This window comes from Leifsonia sp. ALI-44-B (assembly GCF_001984125.1).
In the GTDB taxonomy this organism is placed as follows: Bacteria; Actinomycetota; Actinomycetes; order Actinomycetales; family Microbacteriaceae; genus Okibacterium.
Window position 1 is genome coordinate 131,998 of record NZ_MTQL01000006.1, and the last position, 24,407, is coordinate 156,404.

At 69.6% G+C, this 24,407-nt stretch carries 19 protein-coding genes; 16 read left to right on the forward strand and 3 right to left on the reverse strand.

Going from position 1 to position 24,407, the window contains the following annotated elements; all coding sequences use genetic code 11:
* The first annotated feature begins 65 nt into the window (after positions 1 to 65).
* From pstC to ALI44B_RS01780, 10 genes are all read left to right on the forward strand, one after another.
* On the forward strand, positions 66 to 1,190 hold the full coding sequence (gene pstC / locus ALI44B_RS01735) for a phosphate ABC transporter permease subunit PstC (protein WP_083709406.1): 1,125 nt from the start codon (positions 66 to 68) through the stop codon (positions 1,188 to 1,190).
* Positions 1,191 to 1,192: 2 nt separating this feature from the next.
* On the forward strand, positions 1,193 to 2,587 hold the full coding sequence (gene pstA, locus ALI44B_RS01740) for a phosphate ABC transporter permease PstA (RefSeq protein ID WP_238591978.1): 1,395 nt from the start codon (positions 1,193 to 1,195) through the stop codon (positions 2,585 to 2,587).
* Positions 2,584 to 4,236, forward strand: coding sequence for a phosphate ABC transporter substrate-binding protein PstS (gene pstS, locus ALI44B_RS01745; RefSeq protein WP_143458932.1), 1,653 nt, complete (start codon positions 2,584 to 2,586; stop codon positions 4,234 to 4,236). The genes pstA and pstS overlap by 4 nt, the downstream gene beginning before the upstream one ends.
* Positions 4,237 to 4,405: 169 nt before the next feature.
* Entirely contained in the window at positions 4,406 to 7,033 is a 2,628-nt protein-coding gene (locus tag ALI44B_RS01750) for a hypothetical protein (RefSeq protein WP_077053058.1), read from the forward strand.
* 109 nt (positions 7,034 to 7,142) lie between these two features.
* On the forward strand, positions 7,143 to 8,225 hold the full coding sequence (locus ALI44B_RS01755; protein WP_077053059.1) for a hypothetical protein: 1,083 nt from the start codon (positions 7,143 to 7,145) through the stop codon (positions 8,223 to 8,225).
* Between the two features lie 30 nt (positions 8,226 to 8,255).
* On the forward strand, positions 8,256 to 9,314 hold the full coding sequence (locus ALI44B_RS01760) for a hypothetical protein (protein ID WP_077053060.1): 1,059 nt from the start codon (positions 8,256 to 8,258) through the stop codon (positions 9,312 to 9,314).
* A gap of 188 nt (positions 9,315 to 9,502) precedes the next feature.
* Positions 9,503 to 10,705: a WxL protein peptidoglycan domain-containing protein gene (locus tag ALI44B_RS01765; protein WP_077053061.1), complete on the forward strand. Its 1,203-nt coding sequence runs from the start codon at positions 9,503 to 9,505 to the stop codon at positions 10,703 to 10,705.
* A gap of 1 nt (position 10,706) precedes the next feature.
* The gene (locus tag ALI44B_RS01770) at positions 10,707 to 11,684 is read left to right on the forward strand and encodes a hypothetical protein (RefSeq protein ID WP_077053062.1); all 978 of its coding nucleotides are present in this window, start codon (positions 10,707 to 10,709) and stop codon (positions 11,682 to 11,684) included.
* Positions 11,681 to 12,742, forward strand: coding sequence for a sortase (locus ALI44B_RS01775; RefSeq protein ID WP_083709407.1), 1,062 nt, complete (start codon positions 11,681 to 11,683; stop codon positions 12,740 to 12,742). Before ALI44B_RS01770 ends, ALI44B_RS01775 begins: the two co-directional genes overlap by 4 nt.
* Positions 12,743 to 13,199: 457 nt before the next feature.
* The gene (locus tag ALI44B_RS01780; RefSeq protein ID WP_077053894.1) at positions 13,200 to 14,012 is read left to right on the forward strand and encodes a phosphate ABC transporter ATP-binding protein; all 813 of its coding nucleotides are present in this window, start codon (positions 13,200 to 13,202) and stop codon (positions 14,010 to 14,012) included.
* Between the two features lie 10 nt (positions 14,013 to 14,022).
* Here the strand turns inward: ALI44B_RS01780 and ALI44B_RS01785 are convergent, their stop codons facing one another.
* Positions 14,023 to 15,246: a hypothetical protein gene (locus ALI44B_RS01785; protein ID WP_077053063.1), complete on the reverse strand. Its 1,224-nt coding sequence runs from the start codon at positions 15,244 to 15,246 to the stop codon at positions 14,023 to 14,025.
* A 197-nt stretch (positions 15,247 to 15,443) separates the two neighbouring features.
* Between ALI44B_RS01785 and ALI44B_RS01790 the strand changes: the two genes are divergently transcribed.
* Together ALI44B_RS01790 and ALI44B_RS01795 are read left to right on the forward strand one after the other, a co-directional pair.
* The gene (locus ALI44B_RS01790; protein WP_077053064.1) at positions 15,444 to 15,866 is read left to right on the forward strand and encodes a MerR family transcriptional regulator; all 423 of its coding nucleotides are present in this window, start codon (positions 15,444 to 15,446) and stop codon (positions 15,864 to 15,866) included.
* Entirely contained in the window at positions 15,863 to 16,855 is a 993-nt protein-coding gene (locus ALI44B_RS01795; protein WP_077053065.1) for an aldo/keto reductase, read from the forward strand. The genes ALI44B_RS01790 and ALI44B_RS01795 overlap by 4 nt, the downstream gene beginning before the upstream one ends.
* Before the next feature lie 162 nt (positions 16,856 to 17,017).
* Here ALI44B_RS01795 and ALI44B_RS01800 read toward each other — a convergent pair whose 3' ends face one another.
* Together ALI44B_RS01800 and ALI44B_RS01805 are read right to left on the reverse strand one after the other, a co-directional pair.
* Entirely contained in the window at positions 17,018 to 18,883 is a 1,866-nt protein-coding gene (locus ALI44B_RS01800; protein WP_143458938.1) for a DUF2207 domain-containing protein, read from the reverse strand.
* 9 nt (positions 18,884 to 18,892) lie between these two features.
* Positions 18,893 to 19,615: a DNA-3-methyladenine glycosylase I gene (locus tag ALI44B_RS01805; protein ID WP_077053066.1), complete on the reverse strand. Its 723-nt coding sequence runs from the start codon at positions 19,613 to 19,615 to the stop codon at positions 18,893 to 18,895.
* An 88-nt stretch (positions 19,616 to 19,703) separates the two neighbouring features.
* Between ALI44B_RS01805 and ALI44B_RS01810 the strand changes: the two genes are divergently transcribed.
* The 4 genes from ALI44B_RS01810 (at position 19,704) to ALI44B_RS01825 (ending at position 24,375) form a co-directional block, all read left to right on the forward strand.
* Complete coding sequence (locus tag ALI44B_RS01810; protein WP_077053067.1) at positions 19,704 to 20,096, forward strand: VOC family protein; 393 nt, start codon at positions 19,704 to 19,706, stop codon at positions 20,094 to 20,096.
* 256 nt (positions 20,097 to 20,352) lie between these two features.
* A complete protein-coding gene (locus ALI44B_RS01815) occupies positions 20,353 to 21,141 on the forward strand; it encodes a DeoR/GlpR family DNA-binding transcription regulator (RefSeq protein ID WP_077053068.1) in 789 nt (262 codons plus the stop codon).
* Positions 21,138 to 22,190 carry a 1-phosphofructokinase family hexose kinase gene (locus ALI44B_RS01820; protein ID WP_077053069.1) on the forward strand — a complete coding sequence of 351 codons (1,053 nt, stop codon included), beginning with the start codon at positions 21,138 to 21,140 and terminating at the stop codon, positions 22,188 to 22,190. Before ALI44B_RS01815 ends, ALI44B_RS01820 begins: the two co-directional genes overlap by 4 nt.
* Positions 22,191 to 22,203: 13 nt before the next feature.
* Positions 22,204 to 24,375, forward strand: coding sequence for a PTS fructose transporter subunit IIABC (locus ALI44B_RS01825; RefSeq protein ID WP_077053070.1), 2,172 nt, complete (start codon positions 22,204 to 22,206; stop codon positions 24,373 to 24,375).
* The last annotated feature ends 32 nt before the right edge of the window (positions 24,376 to 24,407 follow it).

Sequence of the window (24,407 nt, forward strand, 5' to 3'; positions counted from 1 at the left end):
AACGACCGGATCGTGTGCTTGCGGCGCGATGCCGGAACACCGAACACCCCCCACCGAAAGTGCTCATGAAACGAGACGACGACTTCGTCACCATCGAAGAGGTGCTGCTGGCCGACGCCCGCACCGACGTGCTGGTGGCCGGCGCGAACGAGAAGCCCGCCTCGGATGCTGCGGCTCAACCTGCCGCGACCGGCACGCCGACCGGCGAGCCCGGTAAATCCTCCGGCCGCCGCTCCCTCGCCACGGCGCTCTCCGGCCCCGACCAGGCGCTCCGCATCGTCGGCTACTCGGCCGGTGCCACGACCGTCGGCATCATGCTGCTCGTGGGCCTCTTCCTGGCCGTGCGCGCCGGTGACGCCCTGCGCGTGGCGGGCCCGTCGTTCCTCGTCGAGCAGGCCTGGTCGCCCGAGACGCAGAAGTTCGGCATGGCGGCCATCCTCTTCGGCACGTTCTCGATCGCCCTCGTCGCCATGGTCATCTCCGTGCCGCTCGCGCTCGGAACCGCCCTGCTGATCTCCGAGATCGTGCCGCCCAAGGTGCGCCAGTTCCTCGTCACGATGGTCGACCTCATGGCCGCCGTGCCGAGTGTCGTGTTCGGATTGTGGGGCGCCTTCTTCTTGCAGGCCGCGATCATCCCGGTCTCGCAGTGGATCTCGACCTACCTCGCGTTCATCCCGATCTTCCGCGTGGATGACGCGTCGGGCAACACCCTCACCGAACCGGCCGCGTTCACGGGGTCGGCGTTCATCGCCGGCATCGTGGTGGCGTTCATGGTGGTGCCCACCCAGACGTCGGTGATGCGCGAAGCTTTCTCGCAGGCACCGCCGGGGGAGCGCGAAGGTGCATTCGCGCTCGGTTCCACCCGCTGGGGGATGATCAAGGCCGTCGTTCTGCCATTCGGGCGGGGCGGCATGATCGGTGGCACGATGCTCGGCCTCGGCCGCGCGCTCGGCGAAACGATCGCGGTGTACATGATCATCTCCCCGGTGTTCACCATCAACTGGGAGGTGCTGAAGACGGGCACCAACTCGGTGTCGGCCCTCATCGCCCTGCGCTACGGCGAGTCGAGCGAATTCGGGCTGTCGGCGCTCATGGCCGCGGGTCTCGTGCTGTTCCTCATCACGCTCGTCATCAACTTCACGGCGTCGTCGATCGTCGCCCGGTCGCGCTCCGGCGCAGAGACGAGCTGATCGTGAGCGATCTTCTGACCAGACCCTCGGATGCTCTCGCCGACGACGCGGGCCACGAACCCGTCGCCGCGCACGCACGCACGTTCATCCCCGACGCCACGGGTGTCGAGATCGGCGAGCGCCGCCGCATCCGCCAGTCCACGATCGACGACAAGTTCAACCTGCTGGGGTCGCTCCTCGCGGGCGGCGCCATCGCGAGCCTGCTCTTCGGCTGGTTCACCCCCATGACGGGTGCGATCGGCTGGGGCGTCGTCGCCTTCCTCGCGTTCATCGGCCTCTACGCGCTGCTCGTCTCGCTGCGCGCCGACCGCCAGCAGGTGCGCGACCGCGTCATGACCACGCTGCTTTACAGCGCCGGCATCACGCTCTTCGCCGTGCTCGTCTTCATCGCCGTCTACACGCTGGCGCGCGGCAGCGAGGCCCTGCCCCACCTCAACTTCTTCACGCAGACCATGGAGCTCGCCGGGCCGCTCGATCCGCTGAGCATGGGTGGAATCATCCACGCCATCGTCGGCACGCTCATCCAGATCAGCATCGCGCTGGCCATCACGGTGCCGCTCGGCGTGACCACGGCCGTGTTCCTCAACGAGGTCGGCGGGCCCTTCGCGCGGTTCGTGCGCACCATCGCCGACGCCATGACGGCCCTGCCCTCGATCGTCGCGGGCCTCTTCGTCTATGCCGCCATCATCACCCTGATCACGCACCAGCGCTCGGGTTTCGCCGCGTCGCTCGCCATCACCGTCATGATGCTGCCCATCGTCATCCGCGCCTCGGATGTCGTGCTGCGCCTCGTCGCGGGCAACCTCCGTGAGGCGTCCTACGCTCTCGGCGCGTCGCGCGTGCGCACCATCTGGCACGTCGTGCTGCCGACCGCGAAGTCCGGACTCGTCACGGCCGTCATCCTCGGCACCGCCCGCGGCATCGGCGAGACCTCGCCCGTGCTGCTCACGTCGGGCGTCACGGCCGTCATGAACACGAACCCCTTCGAGGGCCCGATGATCTCGCTGCCGCTGCAGGTCTTCGACTTCGTGCGCTCGCCCGAGCCCAACATGATCGCGCGTGGCTTCGGCACGGCGGCCGTGCTCATCGTGCTCGTGCTGGCGCTGTTCTTCGTGGCGCGCATCATTGGCGGGCGCGGCCCGGGCGTCTTGACCGATCGGCAGCGACGCGCGGCGGCCGCGGCATCGGTGCGCGACACGCAGCGCATGGCCCACCAGATGGCCGACCGCGAGATCGAGCGGCGCGCGGCGTCGCCCGTGTACACGTTCGTGCCCGAGATGGTCGACGAGCAGGCGCCGCGCGCCCACACACCCCGCACGTTCGTCAACCCGAACTTCCCGGCGGCCACTCCGGCCGCCGCCCCGCAGAACCCCGAGCAGAAGGAGTCGTCGCTGTGACGCGCTTCACCCGCACCATCCGCATTCTCGTCGCCGGCCTCGCCGCCGCCTTCCTCCTCATCGGGCTGATCGGCGGGCAGGGTGCCGCCCCGGCCCTCGCCGCCTCCTGGACCCCCATCACGGGTTCGGGTTCGACGTGGTCACAGAACGCCCTCGACCAGTGGCGCAAGAACGTGGCCTCGAACTACAGCATGACCATCAACTACTCGGGTGTCGGCTCATCGGCCGGCCGCCAGGACTTCATCAACCAGCGCGTCGACTACGCCGTCTCCGAGATCCCGTTCCAGTCGAAGCCCGAGGATGGCTCGGCCCCCGAGAAGCCCACGACCGGGTTCGCCTACATGCCCATCGTGGCCGGCGGAACATCCTTCATGTACAATCTCAAGATCGCGGGCAAGAAGGTCACCAACCTGCGCCTCGGCGGCGAGACCGTCACCAAGATCTTCACGGGCGTCATCACCAACTGGAACGATCCGCAGATCGCGCAGGACAACCCGGGCCTCGCCATGCCCGACAAGAAGATCATCCCCGTCGTGCGTTCCGACGGCTCCGGCTCGACCGCGCAGTTCACGCTCTGGATGTCGAAGCAGTACCCGGGCCTCTGGGATGCCTTCTGCAAGGTCGCCGGTCGCACGACGCCCTGCGGCCTCACGTCGCAGTACCCCGTCACGGGCAACGCCAAGGGCCAGAACGGTTCGCTCGGCGTCTCGGGCTTCGTCAAGCAGGGCTACGGCGAGGGTGCCATCACCTACGTCGAGTACTCCTATGCCATGAAGTCGGGCTTCCCCGTGGCCAAGGTGCTGAACAAGGCCGGCTACTACGTCGAGCCCACGGCATCCTCGGTCGCGGTCGCCCTCATGCAGGCGCAGATCAACACCAACCAGGGTTCGGCCGACTACCTCACGCAGATCCTCGACGGCGTCTACAACAACGGCGACAAGCGCACCTACCCGCTCTCGAGCTACTCCTACATGATCGTGCCGACGGCGACCACCAACTCGGTCACGGTCGAGAAGGGCAAGACGCTCGGTGCGTTCGCCAACTACATGCTGTGCGAGGGCCAACAGCAGGCCTCGGCGCTCGGCTATTCGCCGCTGCCCATGAACCTCGTGCTCGCCGGTTTCGAGCAGATCAAGCGCATCCCGGGTGCGGATGCCTCGGGCGTCGACATCAACAAGTGCAACAACCCCACCTTCAAGCCCGGTGACTCGCCGGGCAACAACCAGCTCGCGGCCACCGCGGCCCAGCCGGCGGACTGCGACAAGCAGGGCCCGAACCAGTGCACGACGGGCACGGCGGGCGCCAAGGAAGACACCGCGACGACGGGTGGCGGAACGGGCGGCTCGGCAACGGGCGGCGCGGGCGGCACCACGGGTGCGGGCGGCGCGGGTGCGGCCACCGACGGGGGAGCGGGAGCCGGCACGGATGCCGGAACCGCGGGTGGCGCGACGGGTGAAGTCGTCTACGACGCCAACGGAGCCCTGGTTTCGGGTGGCGGAACGGGCGGCTCGGCCGTAGCGACGGCGTTCGACCTGCCCGACGAGGGCTGGGGCTGGGCCCAGAACGGCATGCTGGCGGCCGGCATCCTGCTGCTCGGCGCCATCGTCCTGCCGCCGTTCCTGTCGCGCCGGTTGAAGCGCGCCCGCTAGGCCCTACGACGCTGTCGCGGGTGTGCCCCCTGGTCGGGGGGAGGCACCCGCGGCAAGCGTCAGCCTGCGGAGATGGCTCGTTCCGCACGCGTTCATCTCGCGGACACGAACCGCCCATAATTTCGTTCTCATCGGCCCCGTTCTGGCCACAGCATCTGGAGTACACCCCGTGACACACACCCGCATAGCCGCCGCCCGGCGCCTCGTCTCGCGCCGCACCCGCGCCGCTCAGACATCCCCGCGCACGGGTCTCTTCACCCGAGGATCGCTCGGTTTCGGAGCGGTCGTCGGCCTCGCGGTCACGGGTGTGCTGCTGCTGTCGAACACCATCGCGCCGGTCTCGAGCGCCCACGCCGACGCCAAGGGCCCCGTGACCATCGCGGCCGCCGAGCAGGACATCGACATCGCCAACGCGCCGTTCCCCGACCTGAAGGTCACGGTCTCGCAGACCGACGAACTCGTGGCGCAGGGCGTGACCGTCAGCTGGACCGGCGGCAAGCAGTCCACGGTTCCCTCGGGCGACACGGGCGGCGAGAACTTCCTACAGATCATGCAGTGCTGGGGCGACGACCCCGCGTCGAGCATCCCGGTGCCCGACCGCACGACGTGCCAGTACGGCGCCTTCAACGCCCCGGGTGCCACGCGCGACAACGCCATGGACGACAAGAACGTCGACGCGGCCGATCAGCAGTACACGGTTCCCGGCCAGGGCGTCCTCCGCCCCGCTTACTCGTCCATCCCGTTCCGCTCGGTCGACGGCAAGGTCGTGTCGAGCATCGTCGACGGCAAACAGGTCGACGTCAACGTGAACCAGAACGAGTTCTTCGGTCCCTACACCTCCAACGAGGTCAAGTGGGCCGGCTCGGGTTCGGGCGGCAACGGCTCGGCCAAGTTCGAGGTGCAGACGGCGCTGCAATCATCCGGTCTCGGCTGCGGTAACCCCGTCGCGCAGGCCGACGGCTCGAAGAAGGGCAAGGCCTGCTGGCTCGTCGTCGTGCCGCGCGGAACCCACGACGCGGGCGAACAGCACGTCACCAAGTCGGGCCTCTTCGCCGACAACTGGAAGCACCGCATCGCGTTCCGCATGGACTTCAAGCCCCTCGGCATCTCGTGCGAGCTCGGCCAGGCCGAACGCCAGCTCTCGGGCTCGGAGCTCGTCGCGGGCGCCGTGGCCTCGTGGCAGCCGACCCTCTGCGGTGCGCAGGGTGGCGCGACCTACACGATGAGCGCGGGCACCGAATCCGATGCCCTGCAAGCGGCCAGCCTGTCCCCGGATGCCTCGGCCCTCGCCCTGACCTCCCGCCCCCTCGCCGGGCCCGACGGTGAAAAGGTCGAAGATTCACTCGCCTATGCGCCCGTCGCCCTCGCCGGCGTCTCGGTGTCGTTCGCCATCGACCGCCAGCCCGTCGACAACGGCACCACGCCGCCCGCCGCCCTGGCCAAAACGGGTCTGCCCTACGACAGCATGAAGCTCACGCCGCGCCTCGTGGCCAAGCTGCTCACCAACTCCTACCTCGACGCGTTGCCGACGCTCGCCGACAAGAAGCACCTCGGTTTCGAGAGCACCGCGAAACCCGGCAAGAACGCGCGCAACCTCACGTTCGACCCCGACTTCCTCGCGATCAACGACGCCGACTGGAAAAACGAGTCGCTCGTCAGCCCGTCGCTCTCCGACCTGCTCGTACCCCAGGGTCGATCGGATGCCCTCTACCAGCTGTGGCGCTACGTGATGGCGGATGCCGACGCCCGGGCCTTCCTCGAGGGCACCCCCGACCCTTACGGCATGGTCGTCAACCCCTACAGCTCGACCTCCAGCACGAAGAACCCCACGGGCACGGGTCTCAGCTACCCGCGCGACGACGCGCCGAAGGCCGACCCCGTCGAGCAGCCCGCATCGCCGACGACGGGTGGCGTGGTCAACCTCGTCACGTGGCGGCCCTACACGAACGACCTCGACACGGGCGCCTACCTGACGCTGCGGGGCGACGGTCAGACGCTCGGGGCCTGGGACCCGCAGTCCGCTCCGCCGAAGTACGGCAAGAGCATCCGCAACCTCACGGGGTACCAGCGCGTGCTCGGGCTGACCGACACGGCGTCGGCCGCCAAGTACCAAGTGGTGCAGGCATCCCTGCTGAACCCCGCCGGCCAGTTCGTCTCGCCCACGAGCGAGTCGCTGACCGCGGCCGCCGCGGCCATGACGCCAACGGCCACGCAGGCGCAGGTCTACGAATACGACCCCGCCGGCGAGCAGGCGAAGGGCGCGCCGACGGCCTACCCGCTCGCGATGCCGGTCTACGCCGCCGCGGCCCCGTCGATCGCCGACGAGGCCCAGCGCGCCGACTACGCCGCGTTCATCCGCTACGCCGCCACGACGGGTCAGAACCCCGGCACCGACAACGGAACGCTCCCCGCTGGCTACGCGCCCATCCCGGCCGGGTGGCAGGATCAGGCCGTGCGCGCCGCCGCCGCCATCCAATCGGGTGGGTGGCCGCCCGCCGAAGCCCCTACCGGTGCCGGCTCGGACGGCAGCCCGACCCTCGACGGCTCGGGCCTGGGGGATGGCGCACCCACGGGTTCGTTCGCCAACACCGGCTCGACGGGCGGCTCGGTCGATGCGGCCTCCGCGAGCACCGACCCCTCCGCCACGGGCGACCTGGCCGCCGACCTGCGCGGTCCCATCACGCCCGACGACCCCGCCCTCGGCTCGATCGGCTTCGCCGTTCCCGTCGGCGTGCTCACGGGGCTGGCCTCCGCTCTCGCGGTGCCGCTCCTCTCCCGCCTCAGACGTCGGTTCTGATGCCCACACTCTTGGACCCCGTCGAACAACCCGCCGCCGGCGGAATCGACGCCGAGTCGGCCCTGCTTCTCCGAGCATCGGTCGGTAAACCCTCCCGAAAGGAAACGCAGTGAAGACGAAGAAGGCTGTTGCGCTTTGCGCAGCCCTGGGCGTGGCCGTCGCTGGTCTCGCGCTCGCTACACCCGCCAACGCCGACCCGGTGTCGAACAGCTACGTGCTGGCCGGCTCGGACACCCTGCAGGATGCCGGTAACGCCCTCGCCAACGGCACCACGATCACGGGTTCCAACGTGCGCGTCACCGCCGGTGGCAACACGATCGGATCGTTCGACGCATTCGGTTCCGCCGCCATCCAGGCCAAGTCGGGTGGAGCCTACTTCGCTCGTCCCGCCGGCTCCGGTGACGGCGTCAAGGCGCTCAGTCGCTCGATCGACGGTGGCAACTTCAGCGTCTCGGGCAACACCACGCCCGCTGTCGCTATCCCCGGCCAGGTCGACATCGCTCGTTCCTCCTCGGGCCCCGGCGCGCTGGCGAACAACAACGGCGCCCTCGCCTACATCCCGTTCGGCCGCGACGCCGTCTCCTACGCCTACCAGGGTGCCGGCCTCGACCAGCTGAGCGCCGCGACGCTCAAGCAGGTCTACGAGTGCACCGTCACGTCGGTCGGCGGCGTGCCCGTCACACCCGTTCTTCCGCAGGCCGCCTCCGGCACGCGCAAGTTCTTCCTGACCGCCATCGGAAACCCCACGCTCGGCTCCTGCGTGCAGCAGCCCGGTTTCGCCGAGAACGACGGCACCGTACTCACCGGCGACGGCCAGATCATCCCCTTCTCGGTCGCCAGCTGGGTGGCCCAGAAGTCGGGCGCCGGCCAGAACCGCACCGGCAACGCCGTGCTCGGTTCGACGCAGGGCTCGGTCGCACCGACCACCGGCACCGGTGCCGCGATCGCCCCGAACGCCCCCTTCTACGCCAACACCACGTGGGGTCGTGACACCTACGTCGTCGTCGAGCAGGCCCGCATCGACTCGACGAACGCCAAGTACGACGCAAACCTCGCGGCCCTCGTCGACAGCACCAAGACGAAGAGCCTCACCAACTTCAACTCCGGCGCGGCCACCTCGGGCGCTGTCAAGAAGAAGTTCGGCTTCCTCGCTCCTTCCAGCACCGTCCCCCTGCGCGCCAACCTCTCCTAACCCGCTCCACCTCTGCCCAGAAAGGCAATCATGTTGAACAAAACCGCCATCCGCGTCGCCGCGGTGGGCGTCATGGCCGCGTCGCTCATCGGAGCATCGGTCACGGCAGCTTCGGCTGCACCCGGACTCAACGGCTCCGACGCCGAGGTCTACATCTACGACGCCGGTGAAGAGACGCGTTTCGCCCCCGGCACCGTCCACGACTGGGATGCCGAGCTCATCGGTGTCGGTTCCGCCACCGACGCTTACGGCCGCTTCCAGTGCTCGTCCGACACCGAGACCACGCGCACGTTCATCGCGCCGCGTGGCCAGGAGCGCACCATCAGCGCCTGGACCGCCTACGCCGACGGTGGCTTCATCCCCGGCAGCAACAAGGAAGTTCAGCAGTTCGCGGCGAAGCTGAGCGGCCAGGTCCTCGGCTCTGCCGCTCAGGTCAAGGCCAACGGTGGCGAGTACTCGCTCGGTATGGCGTGCCTCATCTACAACGGTGTCGCCCTCGCCAAGTCGGGTGTGTTCTACGCTCCCATCACGGTCGAAAAGGGAACCGGCAACTGGACGGTCCAGGAGCCCACGGGCACCACGACCCCCACCGAGCCGCCCGCCGGCGCCCAGACCGGTGACATCGACCTCGAGGCCGTCGTTCCGGCCCCGACCGATGGCGCCCTCAGCCTGAACGTTCCCGCCGGCGCCAAGGCGACCATCGGCAACGCGACGGTCGTCGACGGTGTCTCGACCGCCACGGGCACCCTGCCCGCCTTCACGGTGGCCGACGCCCGCGCGGCATCGAAGCCCGGCTGGGACCTCACGGCGACGGTCGCGGACTTCACCAACGCCGCCGCCAACGCCACGATCGACAAGAAGCAGCTCGGCCTCAAGCCGTCCGCGTCGGTCGCAGCGCCCGCCGGCATCTCGCTGGGCGCCGAGCAGAAGGCCGGTTCGTCGGTCTACCCCGCCGCCTTCGCGACGAGCGCAGCCGGCACCGCCGTGGCCAACCTCACGCTGGGAGGCGAGCTCACGTTCGTCGCCCCGAGTGACAAGCCCGCGGGAACCTACACCTCGAAGATGACGCTCACGCTCGTCTCGAAGTAGCCCCACCGGGGTGCGGGGGTGGCTCTTGGAGCCGCCCCCGTACCTGCGTTTCTAGCACCCGCGCATTCCGCGCATCCCGCACCTCCGCCCCCGCACTGGGGGCACCTTGTAGCCTCCGGCCCGTGGCCGTTAACGTCTGGTTCAACATCCGGCCAGACCGAGGCCAACTCCGTTTGGACGAATGTACTGTGCCCATTTTTGCCCGTAGCCGACGCACGTCACGCGCCGCCTCCACGATCGTTCTGCTGCTCGCGCTGCTGGGCGGTTCGCTGTCGACGGGGGTCGTCTCAGCTCACGCCGATGACACCGACGGCATCTCCGGAACGCCCTCCGACGGGCAGGGTCAAGACGACCGCTCACGTTTCAGCTACCAGGCATCCCCGGGGCAGCACCTCGAAGACTCGTACCTCGTGCGCAACACGGGCACGACACCGCAGACCATGCAGGTGTTCGCGACCGACGCCTACAACACCGAGGACGGCTCCTACGGGCTGCTCGACACGGATGCCGCGGTGACCGACGCCGGCAACTGGGTCACGTTCGAGGGCGGCCAGAAGAAGATGAGCATCCCTCTCGACCCCGGCGCCTCTCAGGTCGTTCCGTTCACGGTCGACGTCCCCGCCGACGCCCGCCCCGGAGACCATGCCGCGGGCATCGTCATCTCGGTGCAATCCGCCGAGGGCCAGGTGCTCGTCGACCGCCGCGTCGCCACCCGCGTCTACGTGCGCGTGCCCGGCGACCTGCAGCCCGCCCTGACGATCTCGTCGCTCGAGGCCCGCTACAACCCATCGATCAACCCCTTCGACGGCAGCACCACGCTCACCTTCACGCTCAAGAACGCGGGCAACGTGGCCCTCGGAGCGAACCTCGTCATGGGCGTCAACGGCCTCTTCGGCATGACCCTCGGCGAGGTGAAGCGGCAGGAACTCACCGAGATGCTGCCGGGTTCGACCCGCACGGTCACGGTCGACGTGAAGGGTGTCGGGCAATACGCCTACCTCAACCCCTACGTGAAGCTCGCGGCCGTCATCGACGCGGATGCCCTGAACCCCGGTCCCTTGCCCGCGACCAGCCGCGACACCGTGACGATCGCGTGGCCCATCTGGCTTCTCGTCCTGGCCGCGATCGCGCTGCTCGTGTGGCTGTGGCTGCGCTGGCGCCGACGCAGCGATGCGAAGAATGCCGCCGCCTGGATCGCCTACACCGAAGAAGAGGCGCGCCGGAAGGCCGAGGCCGACCGCGGCGCCGCGCCGGCGGCTGGCGGCACGCCCGCGTCACCTCCCGCCACGGCACCCGCCGCTTCTCAGGCCGCTTCTCCCGCCGCTTCTCATGCCGCCTCGAGCACCGCGGGTCCGCCCGCCAGCCCGCTTCACCCGGAAGGACGCCGCTGAGATGCGCACGCCCCAGACCTCGACATCGCGTCGTCTTTCTCGCACCCGCATGGGCGGAGTGCTCACGAGACGCGTGACCGTGTCGCTGTCGGCCGCCGGCTTGGCGACGGCGCTGCTCGTCGCTCCGGCGGTGTCGGCGACCGCCGCGACCGCCGCGACCGCTGTGTCCTCGGAGGAAGTGTCCTCGACTGCAGTGTCGCCTATGGCCCCGTCCGCAACGAGCCTGCGCGCGCTGTCCGTGCCCACCCCGACGCCCAGCCCGGGCAGCGGTATCGGCCTGCAGGTCGACCTCCCGGCGCCCACGCAGCCCCCCGCGACCGATGCCCCCGGCAACACGGGAGGCGAGGGCACCTCGGGCGACGGCGGGCTCGGCACGGGCTCGGGCGACGGCACCGGCACGGGCGGCGGCTTCGGCGGCGGCTCGTCGGGCTCCGGCTCCGGCGGAACGGGCGGCGCGACATCCGATCTGCCCGGTTCGACCGCGCCCACCAGCACCGACCCCGTGACCGCGGCCGACGAGGTCGACCTCGGCGGCGGCCTCTTCGCGGGCGGCATCTCGACCTCGTACATCCCGTCGCTCAACCCCTTCACGGGCGAGGTCGACGTGAAGGTGGGCGTGCGCAACGCCTCGAAGAGCACCATCGACCTGTCGGCCGACTTCTGGCTGGGCGGGCCGTTCGGCAACCGTCTCGGCGCAAGCGGACAGGTCACCGTCACGGGCCTCAAGCCGGGGGAGAAGCGCATCGTCTCGGCCGTCGTCCCGGGAGCCGGTCAGTGGGGCATCGTCAACGCGCACGCGACCATCACGCCGCCGGCTCAGATCGACGGTGTCGACACGAAGAAGGTCCAGCGCGACGCCATGGTCGTCATCCCCCCGCTCTATCTCATGGGCCTCGCCCTGTTCGTGCTGCTCGGCCTCGCCGCCTGGCGCATCGTCGGCTACATCACCACCACCGTCGCGGAGAAGAAGTTCGCATGACCATCGCCGAAGAGCGCCCCGACGCCATCGAAGCCCCGCGCACCGACCTGCTGATCGGCCCGGGCGGGCCGCTGGGGGCCGGTGACGACATCCACGACCGATCGGGCGCCGCTGCCGGTCGTGCGCCGAAGGCTCCGCGCGCGGCCCGGCCGCCCCGGCCGCCCAAGCCCCCGCGTCGCGCTCCGCGGCCCCCGCGCCAGCTCGCGCCCCTCAGCCGCAACCAGGCGATCGCGCGCGGTGTCCTCTCGATGCTCGCCGCGCTCCTCCTGGGCTTCGCCATCAACCTCATGATCCTGAGCCACCTGCAACACCAGGTGAACCAGCAGAAGCTTCAGGATGCCTTCCGCGTGCAACTCTCGACATCGGTCGCGCCCGTCTCCGAGGGCGACTCCGATGGCGCGCTGCTCGCGGACGGCGCTCCCGTCGCCCGCATCGACATCCCGGCGCTCGGCCTGAGCGAGGTCGTCTCCGAGGGTTCCTCATCGGGTGTGCTGCAGTCGGGGCCCGGCCACCGCCGCGACACCGTGCTGCCCGGCCAGCAGGGCATCAGCGTCGTCATGGGCCGCGCCAGCTCCTACGGCGGCCCGTTCGGCGGCATCCAGCGTCTCGCACCGGGCGACCGCATCACGGTCGTCACGGGCCAGGGCGCCAACATCTTCGAGGTCATCGGCACGCGCTACGCGGGCGATCCCGCACCCGCGCCGCCCGCGGCCGGCCAGAGCCGACTCATCCTCGAGACCGCGCGCGGGGCCGCCTTCATTCCGTCGGGTGTCGTGCGCGTCGACGCACAGCTCGTGGGCGATGCGCAGCCCGCCGGAAAACGCCAGACCACAGCGATCTCGCTGCCGCCCAGCCACAAAGAGCTCGCGACCGACACGTCCACGGTGTGGGCCCTCGTCTTCGCGGGCCAGTTCTTCCTGGCGATCTCGCTGGGCGCCGTGTGGTCGTTCCGCCGCCTGGGTGCCCGCAAGACCTGGGTCGTGGCCGCGCCGCTCTTCGTGCTCGGCGGCCTTCTCGTCGCCGACCAGGTGACGCGCCTTCTTCCCAACCTCCTCTGACGAGTTCGACCCGAGAGAGAAACGCATGACAGACAACACGCCCGACCAGCAGCGCACCGAGATCCTCCCCACCCGCACGAGCCGTTCGCGGCGAGCACGGTCCTCGGATGTCGCGGCCTCCGTCGCGCCGCAGCCCGTGCCCGTTGCGCCACACGCCGCGCCGCAGGCCGTGGGCGTGGCGTCAGGGTCCGCGCCGTCGGGGGCGCAGCCCGGCTCGCCCTTCGCTCCTCAGCCCACGGGTTCGGCGCCCTACGCCTCCGGTGTGGACTCGGTGACGACCGTGCACCCGGCCACCTACGAGGCGTCCAACCCGTTCCTGGCCAACACGCCGTTCGGCGGCCCGTCGGCCACGCTGACTACGCCCCACGGTGCGGCCCCGGGAGCCGCACCGGCTTACGCCCCGGCCTACACAACGCCCGGCGCCCCGCCCATCCCGGCCGGTTTCGAGCAGACCGCCCTGCACCCCTTCGCGGGTCTCGACCCCGCCCGCGCGCCCCTCGCCGAACTCGACGCCCGCAACATCTCGGCGTGGTTCGGCGACCACCAGGTGCTCGATCGCGTATCCCTCACGATGCCCGCGGGCGTCGTCACGGCACTCATCGGCCCGTCCGGATGCGGCAAGTCCACGTTCCTGCGCATCCTCAACCGCATGCACGAGCTCATCCCGTCGGCCAGCCTCGCGGGCGAGGTGCTCATCGACGGTGAGGACATCTACGACACCGGACGGCGCCTCGTCGATGCCCGCAAGAGCATCGGCATGGTGTTCCAGAAGCCCAACCCGTTCCCGGCCATGTCGATCTACGACAACGTCATCGCGGGCCTCACACTCACGGGAACACGGTCGAGCCGTGACGAACGTGACTACCTCGTCGAAAGCTGCCTCACGAAGGCGGGCCTCTGGAAAGAGGTTCGCGACCGTCTGCGCGCGCCCGGCGGCGGCTTGTCCGGTGGTCAGCAGCAGCGCCTCTGCATCGCGCGTTCTCTCGCCGTGAAGCCCCGCGTGCTGCTCATGGACGAGCCCTGCTCGGCCCTCGACCCCACGTCGACGCGCGTCATCGAAGAGACCATGCTCGAACTGGTCAACGACGTCACCATCGTCATCGTCACGCACAACATGCAGCAGGCGCAGCGCGTCTCGGGTCAGTGCGCGTTCTTCCTCGCGACACAGGGCCAGCCCGGCGCCATCGTCGAGCACGGCGACACCGAGGCCATGTTCGACAGCCCCCTCGACTCGCGCACGTTCGACTACGTCAACGGCCGCTTCGGATAACCCCGGACGATCAGGCGGCGTTTTCGTCGCCGCGATCTCGCCGCCGCGGCCACGCGACGTCTGCGACGAGCGCAACGAGAAGAAGCGCCTGCACCCAGACGGTGTCCGTGCTGCTCGTGACGATCTTCGTCACGAGCAGCACGGCGCTGAGGGCGACGAAGATCAGCGCCGCCACCGCGATGTACGCCCCGGATCGCCGCTGCCGGTGCCCCACCCATCCGGTCGGGGGCTGCGGTGCCGCGGGTGACGAGCGGTCGCCCGACAGTTCCTCGCTCATAGCGCGGCGGATGGTCGACCAGGTCGAGGATGGCTGGGTGATCGTCGCACCCGGCAACTCGTCGACGCCGGTCCGCCCCTCGGCCACGTCGGCAAGCGCCGGGGGAGTAGACAGGATCTCGGCCAGCCGTGCGAAGGTGCGCTCGTCGCTCTCGTCCCGGCGAAACAGGATGCGCAGCTGCTGGGCGCGGTCGGCGTCGAGGCGCAACGCATCTGACCAGTCGGCGGCGTCGAGGTCGGTGTCGTCGAGCCGGTCGAGGTAGTCCGTGACCGCGAGGCCGTCCACGTCGCGCAGATGCGGCGCGGGGTCGAGGCGGCGCCAGTTTAGGTCCCACGTGTGCAGCAGCACATCCCGTTTCACGCCGATGGCGGCCACGCGGCTGCCGCCCTGCCGCCACATGGCCACCGAGCCGGCGGCCGCCCAGACGCCCGATTCGAAGACGTCGTCGGCCGAGCCGGTCGGGGCGAACAGCCCGGTGTCGCCGTCGCGCACGAGGTGCAGCGGCTGTCCGGCACGGCGCGCCAAGATGCCGCCTATCTCGCCGAATTCGGGGGTCCACCAGACGAAGTTCTCGAGCACGCCCGTGGCGGGCGGGCAGGTCCGCTCGTCGTCCTCGCTTTCGTCGCCCAGGTGGTACTCGACCTCGTCGAAGTACACCGTGCCGCTCAGGGCCCGTGCCAGCGCGATCTTCACGGTCGTCGCCGAGACGGGCCGCCACGTCAGCGTCACGCCGTCGGCCACCGCCTGCAGCGGTTCGTCGTCCTCCGACACGAGGATGGTGCCGTGCACGAATCCGGTGCCGTTGCCGTTCACCTCGTCGGTGACGCGCGCGGGCAGCCGCAGGTCCGTGAGGGCGGCCACGAATCGGTCGAAATCGGATGCCTGCTCGATCGGTGCGCGCAGCGTCAGGGGTCGCGCCGGGGCGATGTTCGGTGCCGAGGCCGGTTCGTCCGTCATCCGGGCCCCCTCCGTCGTCGTGCCGTGCGCACCCGCGTGGTGCCCGTCTTCCAGCCTAGGTCGGCGGCTTGTCGCGGGCGCCCCGCGGACTACCCCCAGTAGACGGGCTACACACGGGAGGCGTCGCTCTGAGTGCCAACCGGGAATGTTCGACCCCGGCTTGACCTGGAGCGCACTCCAGGGAGCAAGCTGGACCCGTGAGCACAACTGAACTGGCCCCTCCCGCGGCCGATCTGGACGCCGACATCCCCAGCGAGGGTTTGACGATCGGCCAGGTCGCCGCCCGCACGGGGCTCAGCATCGACACCCTGCGTTACTACGAGAAGGAGGGCTTGACGCTCTCCTCGCCGGAGCGCTCGGTGTCGGGCCAGCGCCGCTATTACGCGGCCGACCTGCGGTGGATCGGCAGCCTCGTGATGCTGCGGCGCACGGGCATGCCCATTCGCGACATCCGGCGTTTCGTCGCCCTGTCGCGCGTGCCCGACAACGAGTCCGAGCGGCTCGAGATGTTAGAGGGCCACCGGTTGAGCGTGCTCCACGAACTGCGGGAGGTTCAGAATCACCTCGCCGCCATCGAACGCAAGATCGCGTTCTATCGAGAGAAAGTAGATCACGCATGAAGACTGTTGCACTGGGAAGCCAGGGCCTCGTCGTTCCCGTCGAGGGTTTCGGCGCCATGGGGATGAGCGCGTTCTATGGGCCGCGCGACGATGTCGAGTCGATCGCCACCCTGAACCGCGCCGTCGACTTGGGCGTCACGTTCATCGACACGGCCGAGATCTATGGCCCGTTCCTCAACGAGCAGCTCATCGCCACAGCGCTGGGTTCGCGCCGCGACGAGATCCAGATCGCCACGAAGTTCGGCAGCGAGGTGGTGGTGGGCGAGAACGGCCCCGAGCGCCGCGCCGTCAACGGTTCGCCCGAGTATGCGCGCACGGCTCTCGAGCGTTCGCTGAAGCACCTGAACACGGATGTCATCGACCTCTACTACCTGCACCGCGTCGACCCGAACGTCCCCATCGAGGACACTGTCGGTGCCATGGCCGAGTTCGTGGCCGAGGGCAAGGTGCGTTACATCGGCCTGTCCGAGGCGGCGCCCGACACGATCCGCCGCGCCCACGCCGTGCACCCGATCACGGCGCTCCAGACCGAGTATTCGTTGTTCGAGCGTGAGCCCGAGGCCAACGGCGTGCTCGACACGGTGCGCGAATTGGGCATCGGTTTCGTCGCCTATTCGCCGCTCGGACGCGGTTTCCTGTCGGGTCAGATCCGCAGCGTCGCCGACTTCCCGGACGACGACTTCCGCAAGAACCTGCCGCGTTTCAGCGAGGAGAACATCCAGGGCAACCTGCGGGTGGTCGATCGCCTGACCGAGCTGGCAGAGGCCAAGGATGTCACGCCGTCGCAGCTGGCCCTGGCGTGGTTGTTCGCGCAGAACGTCGTGCCGATCCCGGGCACGAAGCGCCGCACGTTCCTCGAGGAGAACGCCGCAGCGGCCGAGATCGTGTTGTCGCCGGAGGAGCTGAAATCCATCGAGGATGTCGCGCCGCGCGGTGCGGCGGCCGGCACCCGTTACGACGCCGCCGGTATGGCTTCGACCTACCGCTAGCCCCGGCGCGCCCCAGCCCAGCGCAGCTCGGTCCGGCCCGGCGCCGCCCTGCGGCGCGATACAGGCCACGCGTTAACCCTCACCGGCCCCGCTCTTCGATACATCGCCGAAGAGCGGGGCCGGTTTGCGCGTGGTCTGGACGGACGGGGGAGAATGCGCGGTTTAGCGCCCGCCTCCGCCTCCGCCGCCCCCGCCACCCCCGGCGAAGCCTCCGCCCATGGAGCCGCCGAACGAGCTGCTTCCTCCGGACGACGACCAGGCGCTCGACCCGGCGACCGTGGTGGCGCTCATGCTGGCGATGTTGGCGTGGAACAGGGCGGCGTTGAATCCGGCGTTCGAGGCATACCAATCGGGTGCGTAGCCGGCCTGGGCGTAGTAGGCGCTGAGCGCGTCGGCCCAATTTTCTTCGACATCCCACAGCACGGCATAGGGCAGCAGCTTCTCGTACACCTTGAGCACCTGCCGGTTGTCGCCCACGTCGACGCGCTCGGCTCCCTGCGGGCTCTGCAGCACACGGAACCGGTCGGCCTCGGCGAGCGTCAGGTACTCCTTCATGCCGAGCAGGTAGTCGCGGCGTTCGGCGCCTTCGGCCGTGAGCGCTTCGCGCGGGGAGGTGAGCACGATCGTGAGGATGAAGAGGATGACACCGCCGAACCCGCCAATGACGGTCCATGCGTTGCTGCCGTAGCTGGCGAGACCGGCGATCATGATGACCGCGCCCGCGACGGCGATGATTCCGGCCCCGATGCGGAGGAGCGCCGCCCCGGCCACGTGGGCGCGGCGCCGATAACCGGCGGCCTTGGCCTTCGAAGCGGCTTTCGACTGCAGCGCGTTGAGCGCGGTCGTCAGCGACTCGCTCTTCACCCCGAGATCGCACACGGCCCCGGGCACGAGGTCGCCGAAGAGGATGCGCAGGGTGGTGAGGTCGGTCTCGGTCGCCCCGTCGGCGCCGATGTATTCGACGAGGAACCCGTCGCCCGTGCCGTGCTCGTTCTGCGCGTCGCGGTCTTGGATGATGCGCACATTGCGCCGCACGGCCAGGCGGATGATCTGGGCCGACGTGGCCTTGGATTCCTTGCCGATGAGGTTGCTGGCGGTGTAGAGGTCGAGATCTTCGGGCTCGCTGTACTGCGGGATGATCGTGCCGCGGCCGGCGTTGTCGCGCGTGCTGCGACGGCGCAGCAGACCGGCGATGCCCGCCACGACCACTCCGATTCCGGTGACGGTGCCCGGAACGACGGTGAAGACGGGCAGCGTGGCCGGGCGGACGGGCTGCGTGAACGTGCCCTTGTCGAAACCGATGGCCACGGTGAATGTGCTCGACGGCTGAAGCTGCTGGGGTGCGATCGTGAAGGTCGTGCCACTGCCCGTCGCCTGTTCGGTGAGCGCGCAGTCGTCGGTCGAACCCTGGTTGCCGACGTAGCAGGCGCTATTGCCCGTGAGGCTGTCCACGAGGCCGGGAGCGATTTCCACGGTCGCGGATGCCTCGGCGAACGGTTGCGCGAATCCCGTGCCCGGCATATCCCAGTAGAACTCGTCGGCGTCGGTGTTCTCGAAGGTGCCGACCACGTTCTTCTGCGTGTAGTGGATGACGTAGGTCTGCTGTCCGCGCACATAGTCGTCGGTGCCGAGCGCGAGCGTGACGAACCCGTCTTCGCTGTCGAGCTCGTAGGGCACGTCTTGGCCGCTCGCGTCGACCACGGATTCGACGGTCGTATCGAGCGGCACGCCCTCATACGTCTCGGGGATCGCTCGGATGATGCCCTTGTTCTGGTCGAAGTCGGGGAATTCGGCGACGAAGGTCTCGGTGGCGTCGAGCGTGGAGTACCCGTCGGCGTCCTGATCGACCAGATATCGCGCGTCGAACTGGGAGAACGTGAAGTTCGAGACGTTGTCGTCGTCATCGGAGGCGTGCAGGCCGCCAGCCATGGCCGATGTCGCGCCCGCCAGGGCGAGCACACCGCCGGCGGTCACGGCGATGAGGGCGGTCAGGCGGGCACGGAATCCGGTTTCACGTCGTCGTCTCACGCTGTCAGCCTAGGTCGGGATGGCGCTCGTGTGCGGAGTTGCAGCGCTCTCAGGCCCAGATTTCCCCCTCGCGGGGGAGTCAGACGCCGGGAGCCAGACGCCCGAGCTCCCTCGGCGGTGGGAGTCGACGAGGTGGGTGTCGACGATGCCCACGGCCTCCATGAGGGCGTGCATGGTGGTGGGGCCGACGAAGGCGAAACCCTTCTTCTTGAGCGCCTTCGACAGGGCGATGGATTCGGCCGACGTCGTGGGCACCTCGGCCATCGTGGCGGGGCGGGGAGTCTCGGCGGGCCGGAACGACCAGACGAAGTCGACGAGCCCTCCCTCGTCACGCAGCGCGATGGTCGCCCGCGCGTTGGTGATCGCGGCGAGAATCTTCAGGCGGTTGCGCACGATGGATGCGTCTTGCATGAGCCGTTCGACATCGTGCTCGTCGTAGAGCGCGACCGCGTCGGGGTCGAAATCCTCGAAGGCCGCCCGAAAGCCCGGCCGTTTGCGCAGGATCGTCGCCCACGACAGCCCCGACTGGAACGCCTCGAGCGTCAACCGCTCGTAGAGCCCGCGCTCGTCGCGCACGGGCATGCCCCACTCGGTGTCGTAGTACTCGCGCATGAGCGGATCGACCGACGCCCAATAGGGACGGAGCAGCCCATCCTCACCCGCAACGACACCGGCTCGCGGCGAGCTGGCGGGTGGGGTGGACGGGGCGGCAGACGATTCGGCGGAGGGCATGTTTCGAGCCTAGGGCGAACCCTCGACATCCCGACCGGTGAGTGCCAATCTGTGGATAACCAGGAAGATTTCGAGCGAGGGAGAACCCATGTTCACTACCGAGGCGGCTTTCAGTGGCTTCAGCGTCGACGACATCGACGCCGCCGAGACGTTCTATCGCGACATCCTCGGCCTCGCGGTCGAACGCACCGAGATGCACACCCTCATGGTGCAACTCCCGGGTGGCGGCGAGCACGTCATCTATCCCAAACCCACGCATGTGCCCGCCGAGTTCACGGTGTTGAACTTCGCCGTGCACGACGTCGACCGGGCGGTGACCGAGCTCAACGACCTCGGCGTGGTGACGAAGATCTATGCCGACGACGAGTTGTCCGGCGTCCGCACGGACGAGCGCGGTGTGGCAAAGGGTTTCGGCCCGGACATCGCGTGGTTCCGCGATCCCGCCGGCAACGTGCTCTCGGTCATCAAGGCCGACCGTTGAGGCGCCCAGAAACGCCCCGTCGAGCGCGGCCGGTCTGAGCCGCCCGGCACCTCGCGCCCCGGCCCGTCGTCTTCGGATGGCGGGCCTTTTTCGATCCCGGTGATGTGGGTTTATGTCTGACTATCTGTGTTTGTGTTGCATTCGAGGAATCTTCGTGCCTACAATCATCCCCAACGCAGATCGAGCGGCTCGGCCCATCGAAACCGCCCGGTCACCCGCAGCTCCGACGCACACGACACACCGTCAAGGACGACACATGTATCAAGCAGAGCGACACGCACTCATCACCGACGTGCTGCACACCGCGGGCCGCGTCTCGGTCTCCGGTCTCTCCCGCCGCTTCGACGTCACCGCCGAGACCGTGCGTCGCGACCTCGACCAGCTCGAAGCCGCCGGCCTGCTGCGCCGCGTGCACGGGGGAGCCGTCACGGCCGACCGCACGACCGTGGCCGAGTCGAGCATCGCCGTGCGGCAGGAGCAGCGGAGCGAAGCCAAGGACGCCATCGCCCACGCCGCCTTCCGCATGCTGCCGCCCACGTTCTCGGGTTCGATCGTGCTCGACGCGGGCACGACAACGGGCCGCCTCGCCGAACTTCTGGCCGAATGGACCCCCGTCTCCGAATCGCAGACCCTCACGGTCATCACCAACTCGGTGCCCATCGCGGCCGTGCTGCACCAGAGCCCGCACCTCGAGCTGCACCTCGTCGGCGGTCGCGTGCGCGGCATCACGAGCGCCGCGGTCGGCACGTCGACAGTCGACGAGCTGTCGCGCATCCGCCCCGATATCGCCTTCATCGGCGCCAACGGTCTGAGCGCCGACTTCGGCCTCTCCACGCCCGACGAACTCGAGGGTGCCGTCAAGGCCGCCATCGTCCGCGGCGCCCGACGTGTCGTGGCGCTCGTCGACTCGACGAAGGTGGGCGAGGAGGCGCTCTTCCGTTTCGCCGACCTCGACCACCTCGACACCCTCATCACGGATGCCGCGCTGCCCGCCGATCTCGACGACGCGCTGGGCCTCGCCGACGTAGAAACGGTGCTCGCATGATCGTCACGCTCACGGCCAACCCGTCCCTCGACCGCACGGTCGAGTTGGGCGCCCCCCTCGCCCGCGGTGACGTGCAGCGCGCGCTGACCTCGCACCAGGAGCCGGGCGGCAAGGGCGTCAACGTCTCCCGCGCCGTGCAGGCCTCGGGCCTCGACACCGTCGCGGTGTTGCCGGGCGACGACGACGATGCGCTCGTCGTCGCCGTGCGGGCGCTCGGCATCGAGGTCGCGAACGTGCCCGTCGGCGCGCCGCTCCGTTCCAACCTCACGCTGACCGAACCCGACGGAACGACGACGAAAATCAACGAGCCCGGGCCGCGGTTGAGCGTCGAGGCGCGCGCCGAGCTCGTGGCGCTCGTGGCCGGGCACGCCGCATCCGCTCGCTGGCTCGTTCTGGCCGGCTCGGTGCCCCCCGGTGCGGGCGACGACTTCTATGTCGACGTGCTGAGCGCCGTGGATGCCGCGCCCACCCGTCCCTTCGTCGCGGTCGACGGCTCGGGCGCCCCGTTCGAGGCGCTCGTCTCCTCGGGCCACCGCATCGACCTCATCAAACCGAACGCCGCCGAACTGGCCGAGGTCACGGGGGAGGGCGACGAGGACTCCTTTGAGGCCGACCCCGCCGCAGCGGCCGCCGCCGCCTGGCGACTCATCGAATCCTCGGCGTCGGCACCGTCCCGCGACGGTCACGTGCACACCCCCGGATTCTCGCCCGACGGCACCCCGCGCTGCGACGACCACGGGGGCGTGCGAGCCGTCCTCTGCACGCTCGGTTCGCGCGGCGCCGTGCTCGTCACGCGCGACGGCTCGTGGTTCGCCCCCGCCCCGCGCATCACGGCGCGCTCGACGGTCGGCGCCGGCGACTCGTCGCTGGCCGGTTTCCTCTACGCCCTCACGAACGGCGCCTCGGCCCCCGAAGCGCTCGCCCAGGCGGTCGCGCACGGCGCGGCGGCCGCATCCCTGCCCGGTTCGACCGTGCCCTCACCCGAACAGACCCACCCCGGCGACATCGTCGTCAGCCCGATTCCGCGCATCGCCGCCGGACTCCAGTAAGGAGATTGTCCCCATGTCCGATCTGATCACACCGTCCCTGGTGCTGCTCGACGTGAACCTCGGTGCCGAGCGTTCCGAGGTCATCCGCGCCCTCGCCGCGCTCGTCGTCGACGCCGGTCGCGCGTCCGACGTCGACGCCCTCTACGCCGATGCGTGGGAGCGCGAGGGCAAGACCGACACCGGCATCCCGGGCGGCATCGCTATCCCGCACTGCCGCTCGACGGCCGTCAATACGCCGACCCTCGCCATGGCCCGCCCGAACCCCGCCGTCGACTTCGGCGCCAAGGACGGTCCCGCCGACCTCATCTTCTTCATCGCGGCGCCCGACGGTGCCGACCAGACCCACCTCGCGCTGCTGTCGAAGCTGGCCCGGTCGCTCATCAAGAAGGACTTCACGGCAGCCCTGCGCCAGGCCGAAACGCCCGCCGAGATCGTGTCGCTCGTCGAGGGTGCCGTCGCTGACAAGCCCGCAGCGAGCCCGGATGCCGCAGCCGCGGCATCCGCGTCACCCGCTGCCGCATCGACCGCCGCCGCATCGAACTCGGGACCGGCGCACGCGGCCCCCGCCGCGGCCGCCACCTCGACCGACCAGGCCGCGCCCGCTTCTGCCCCGGCGGCTGCCACGACGGCCCCCGCCGAGAAGCCCCTCCTCGTCGGTGTCACGGCCTGCCCCACGGGTATCGCGCACACTTACATGGCCGCCGACTCCCTCGTCGCCGCGGCCGAACGCGCGGGTGTCGAGTTGCACATCGAGACGCAGGGCTCGTCGGCCGCCACGCCGCTCGACCCGAAACTCATCGAGCGCGCCTCGGCCGTCGTCTTCGCGGTCGACGTCGACGTGCGCGACCGGGCTCGCTTCGCCGGCAAACCGGTCATCCAGGCGCCCGTCAAGCGCGGCATCGACGAACCCGACGAGATGGTCGCAGAGGCTCTCGCCGCCGCCACCGACCCGAACGCGCGACGCGTCCCGGGTGCCGGCGCCGGTGCCGCCGGTTCCGACGCCTCCGCCGACCAGGGCGGCATCGACGAGCACTTCGGCCAGAAGCTCAAGCGCTGGCTGCTCACGGGTGTCAGCTACATGATCCCGTTCGTCGCGGGCGGTGGCCTGTTGATGGCCCTCGGTTTCCTCTTCGGCGGATACCAGATCAGCGATGTCGCGAAAGACATCATCGTGCAGAACAGCGTCTTCAACCTGCCCGAGCAGGGCCTGCTCTACTACCTGGGCGCAGTCTTCTTCGCCATCGGCAACGCGTCGATCGCGTTCCTCGTGCCGGCCCTCGCGGGTTACATCGCCTACGCCATCGCCGACCGTCCGGGCATCGCGCCCGGTTTCACGGCCGGTGCCGTATCGCTCCTCATGGGCGCCGGTTTCATCGGTGGTCTCGCGGGTGGTCTGCTGGCCGGTGGCATCGCCTACGCCCTCGGACGCCTCAAGGTGGCCCGCTGGCTGCGCGGCCTCATGCCCGTCGTCATCATCCCGCTCGTCGGTTCGATCGTGGCGTCCGGCCTCATGGTCGTGGTGCTGGGCGGCCCGATCGCCGCGCTCACGACGGGCCTGAACACGTGGCTCAGCTCGCTGACCGGTGCGTCGGCCGTCGTGCTCGGAATCATCCTCGGCGCCATGATGGCCGTCGACCTGGGTGGCCCCATCAACAAGGTCGCCTACTCCTTCGCCGTCGCGGGTCTCGGCGCCGGCAGCCTGTCGAACGAAGCCCCCTGGCAGATCATGGCCACCGTCATGGCGGCCGGTATGGTTCCGCCGCTCGCTCTCGCTCTCGCCACTGTGCTCGACCGCAAGCTCTTCACGGCCGTCGAACGCGAGAACGGCAAGGCGGCCTGGGCGCTCGGTCTGGCCTTCATCTCCGAGGGCGCGATTCCGTTCGCGGCCGTCGACCCCCTGCGCGTCATCCCGGCCTCCATCCTCGGGGCGTCGACCACGGGTGCCATCATCATGGCCACGGGTGTCACATCGCAGGCCCCCCACGGCGGTGTGTTCGTGTTCTTCGCCATCGGCAACTTCGGCATGTTCCTGGTCGCCGTCCTGGTGGGCATGATCGTCTCGGCGCTGGCCGTCATCGCGCTGAAGCGGTGGGTGCGCAAGCGTCCCACGGTGGCAGCGGATGGCACGGGCGCGGGTGTCTCGGCCGCCTCCGGCTCCGTGCGCGAACCGGCCCCCGCGGCCTAAACTCCTAGGGCGGATGCCGCGAGCCGCTGCAT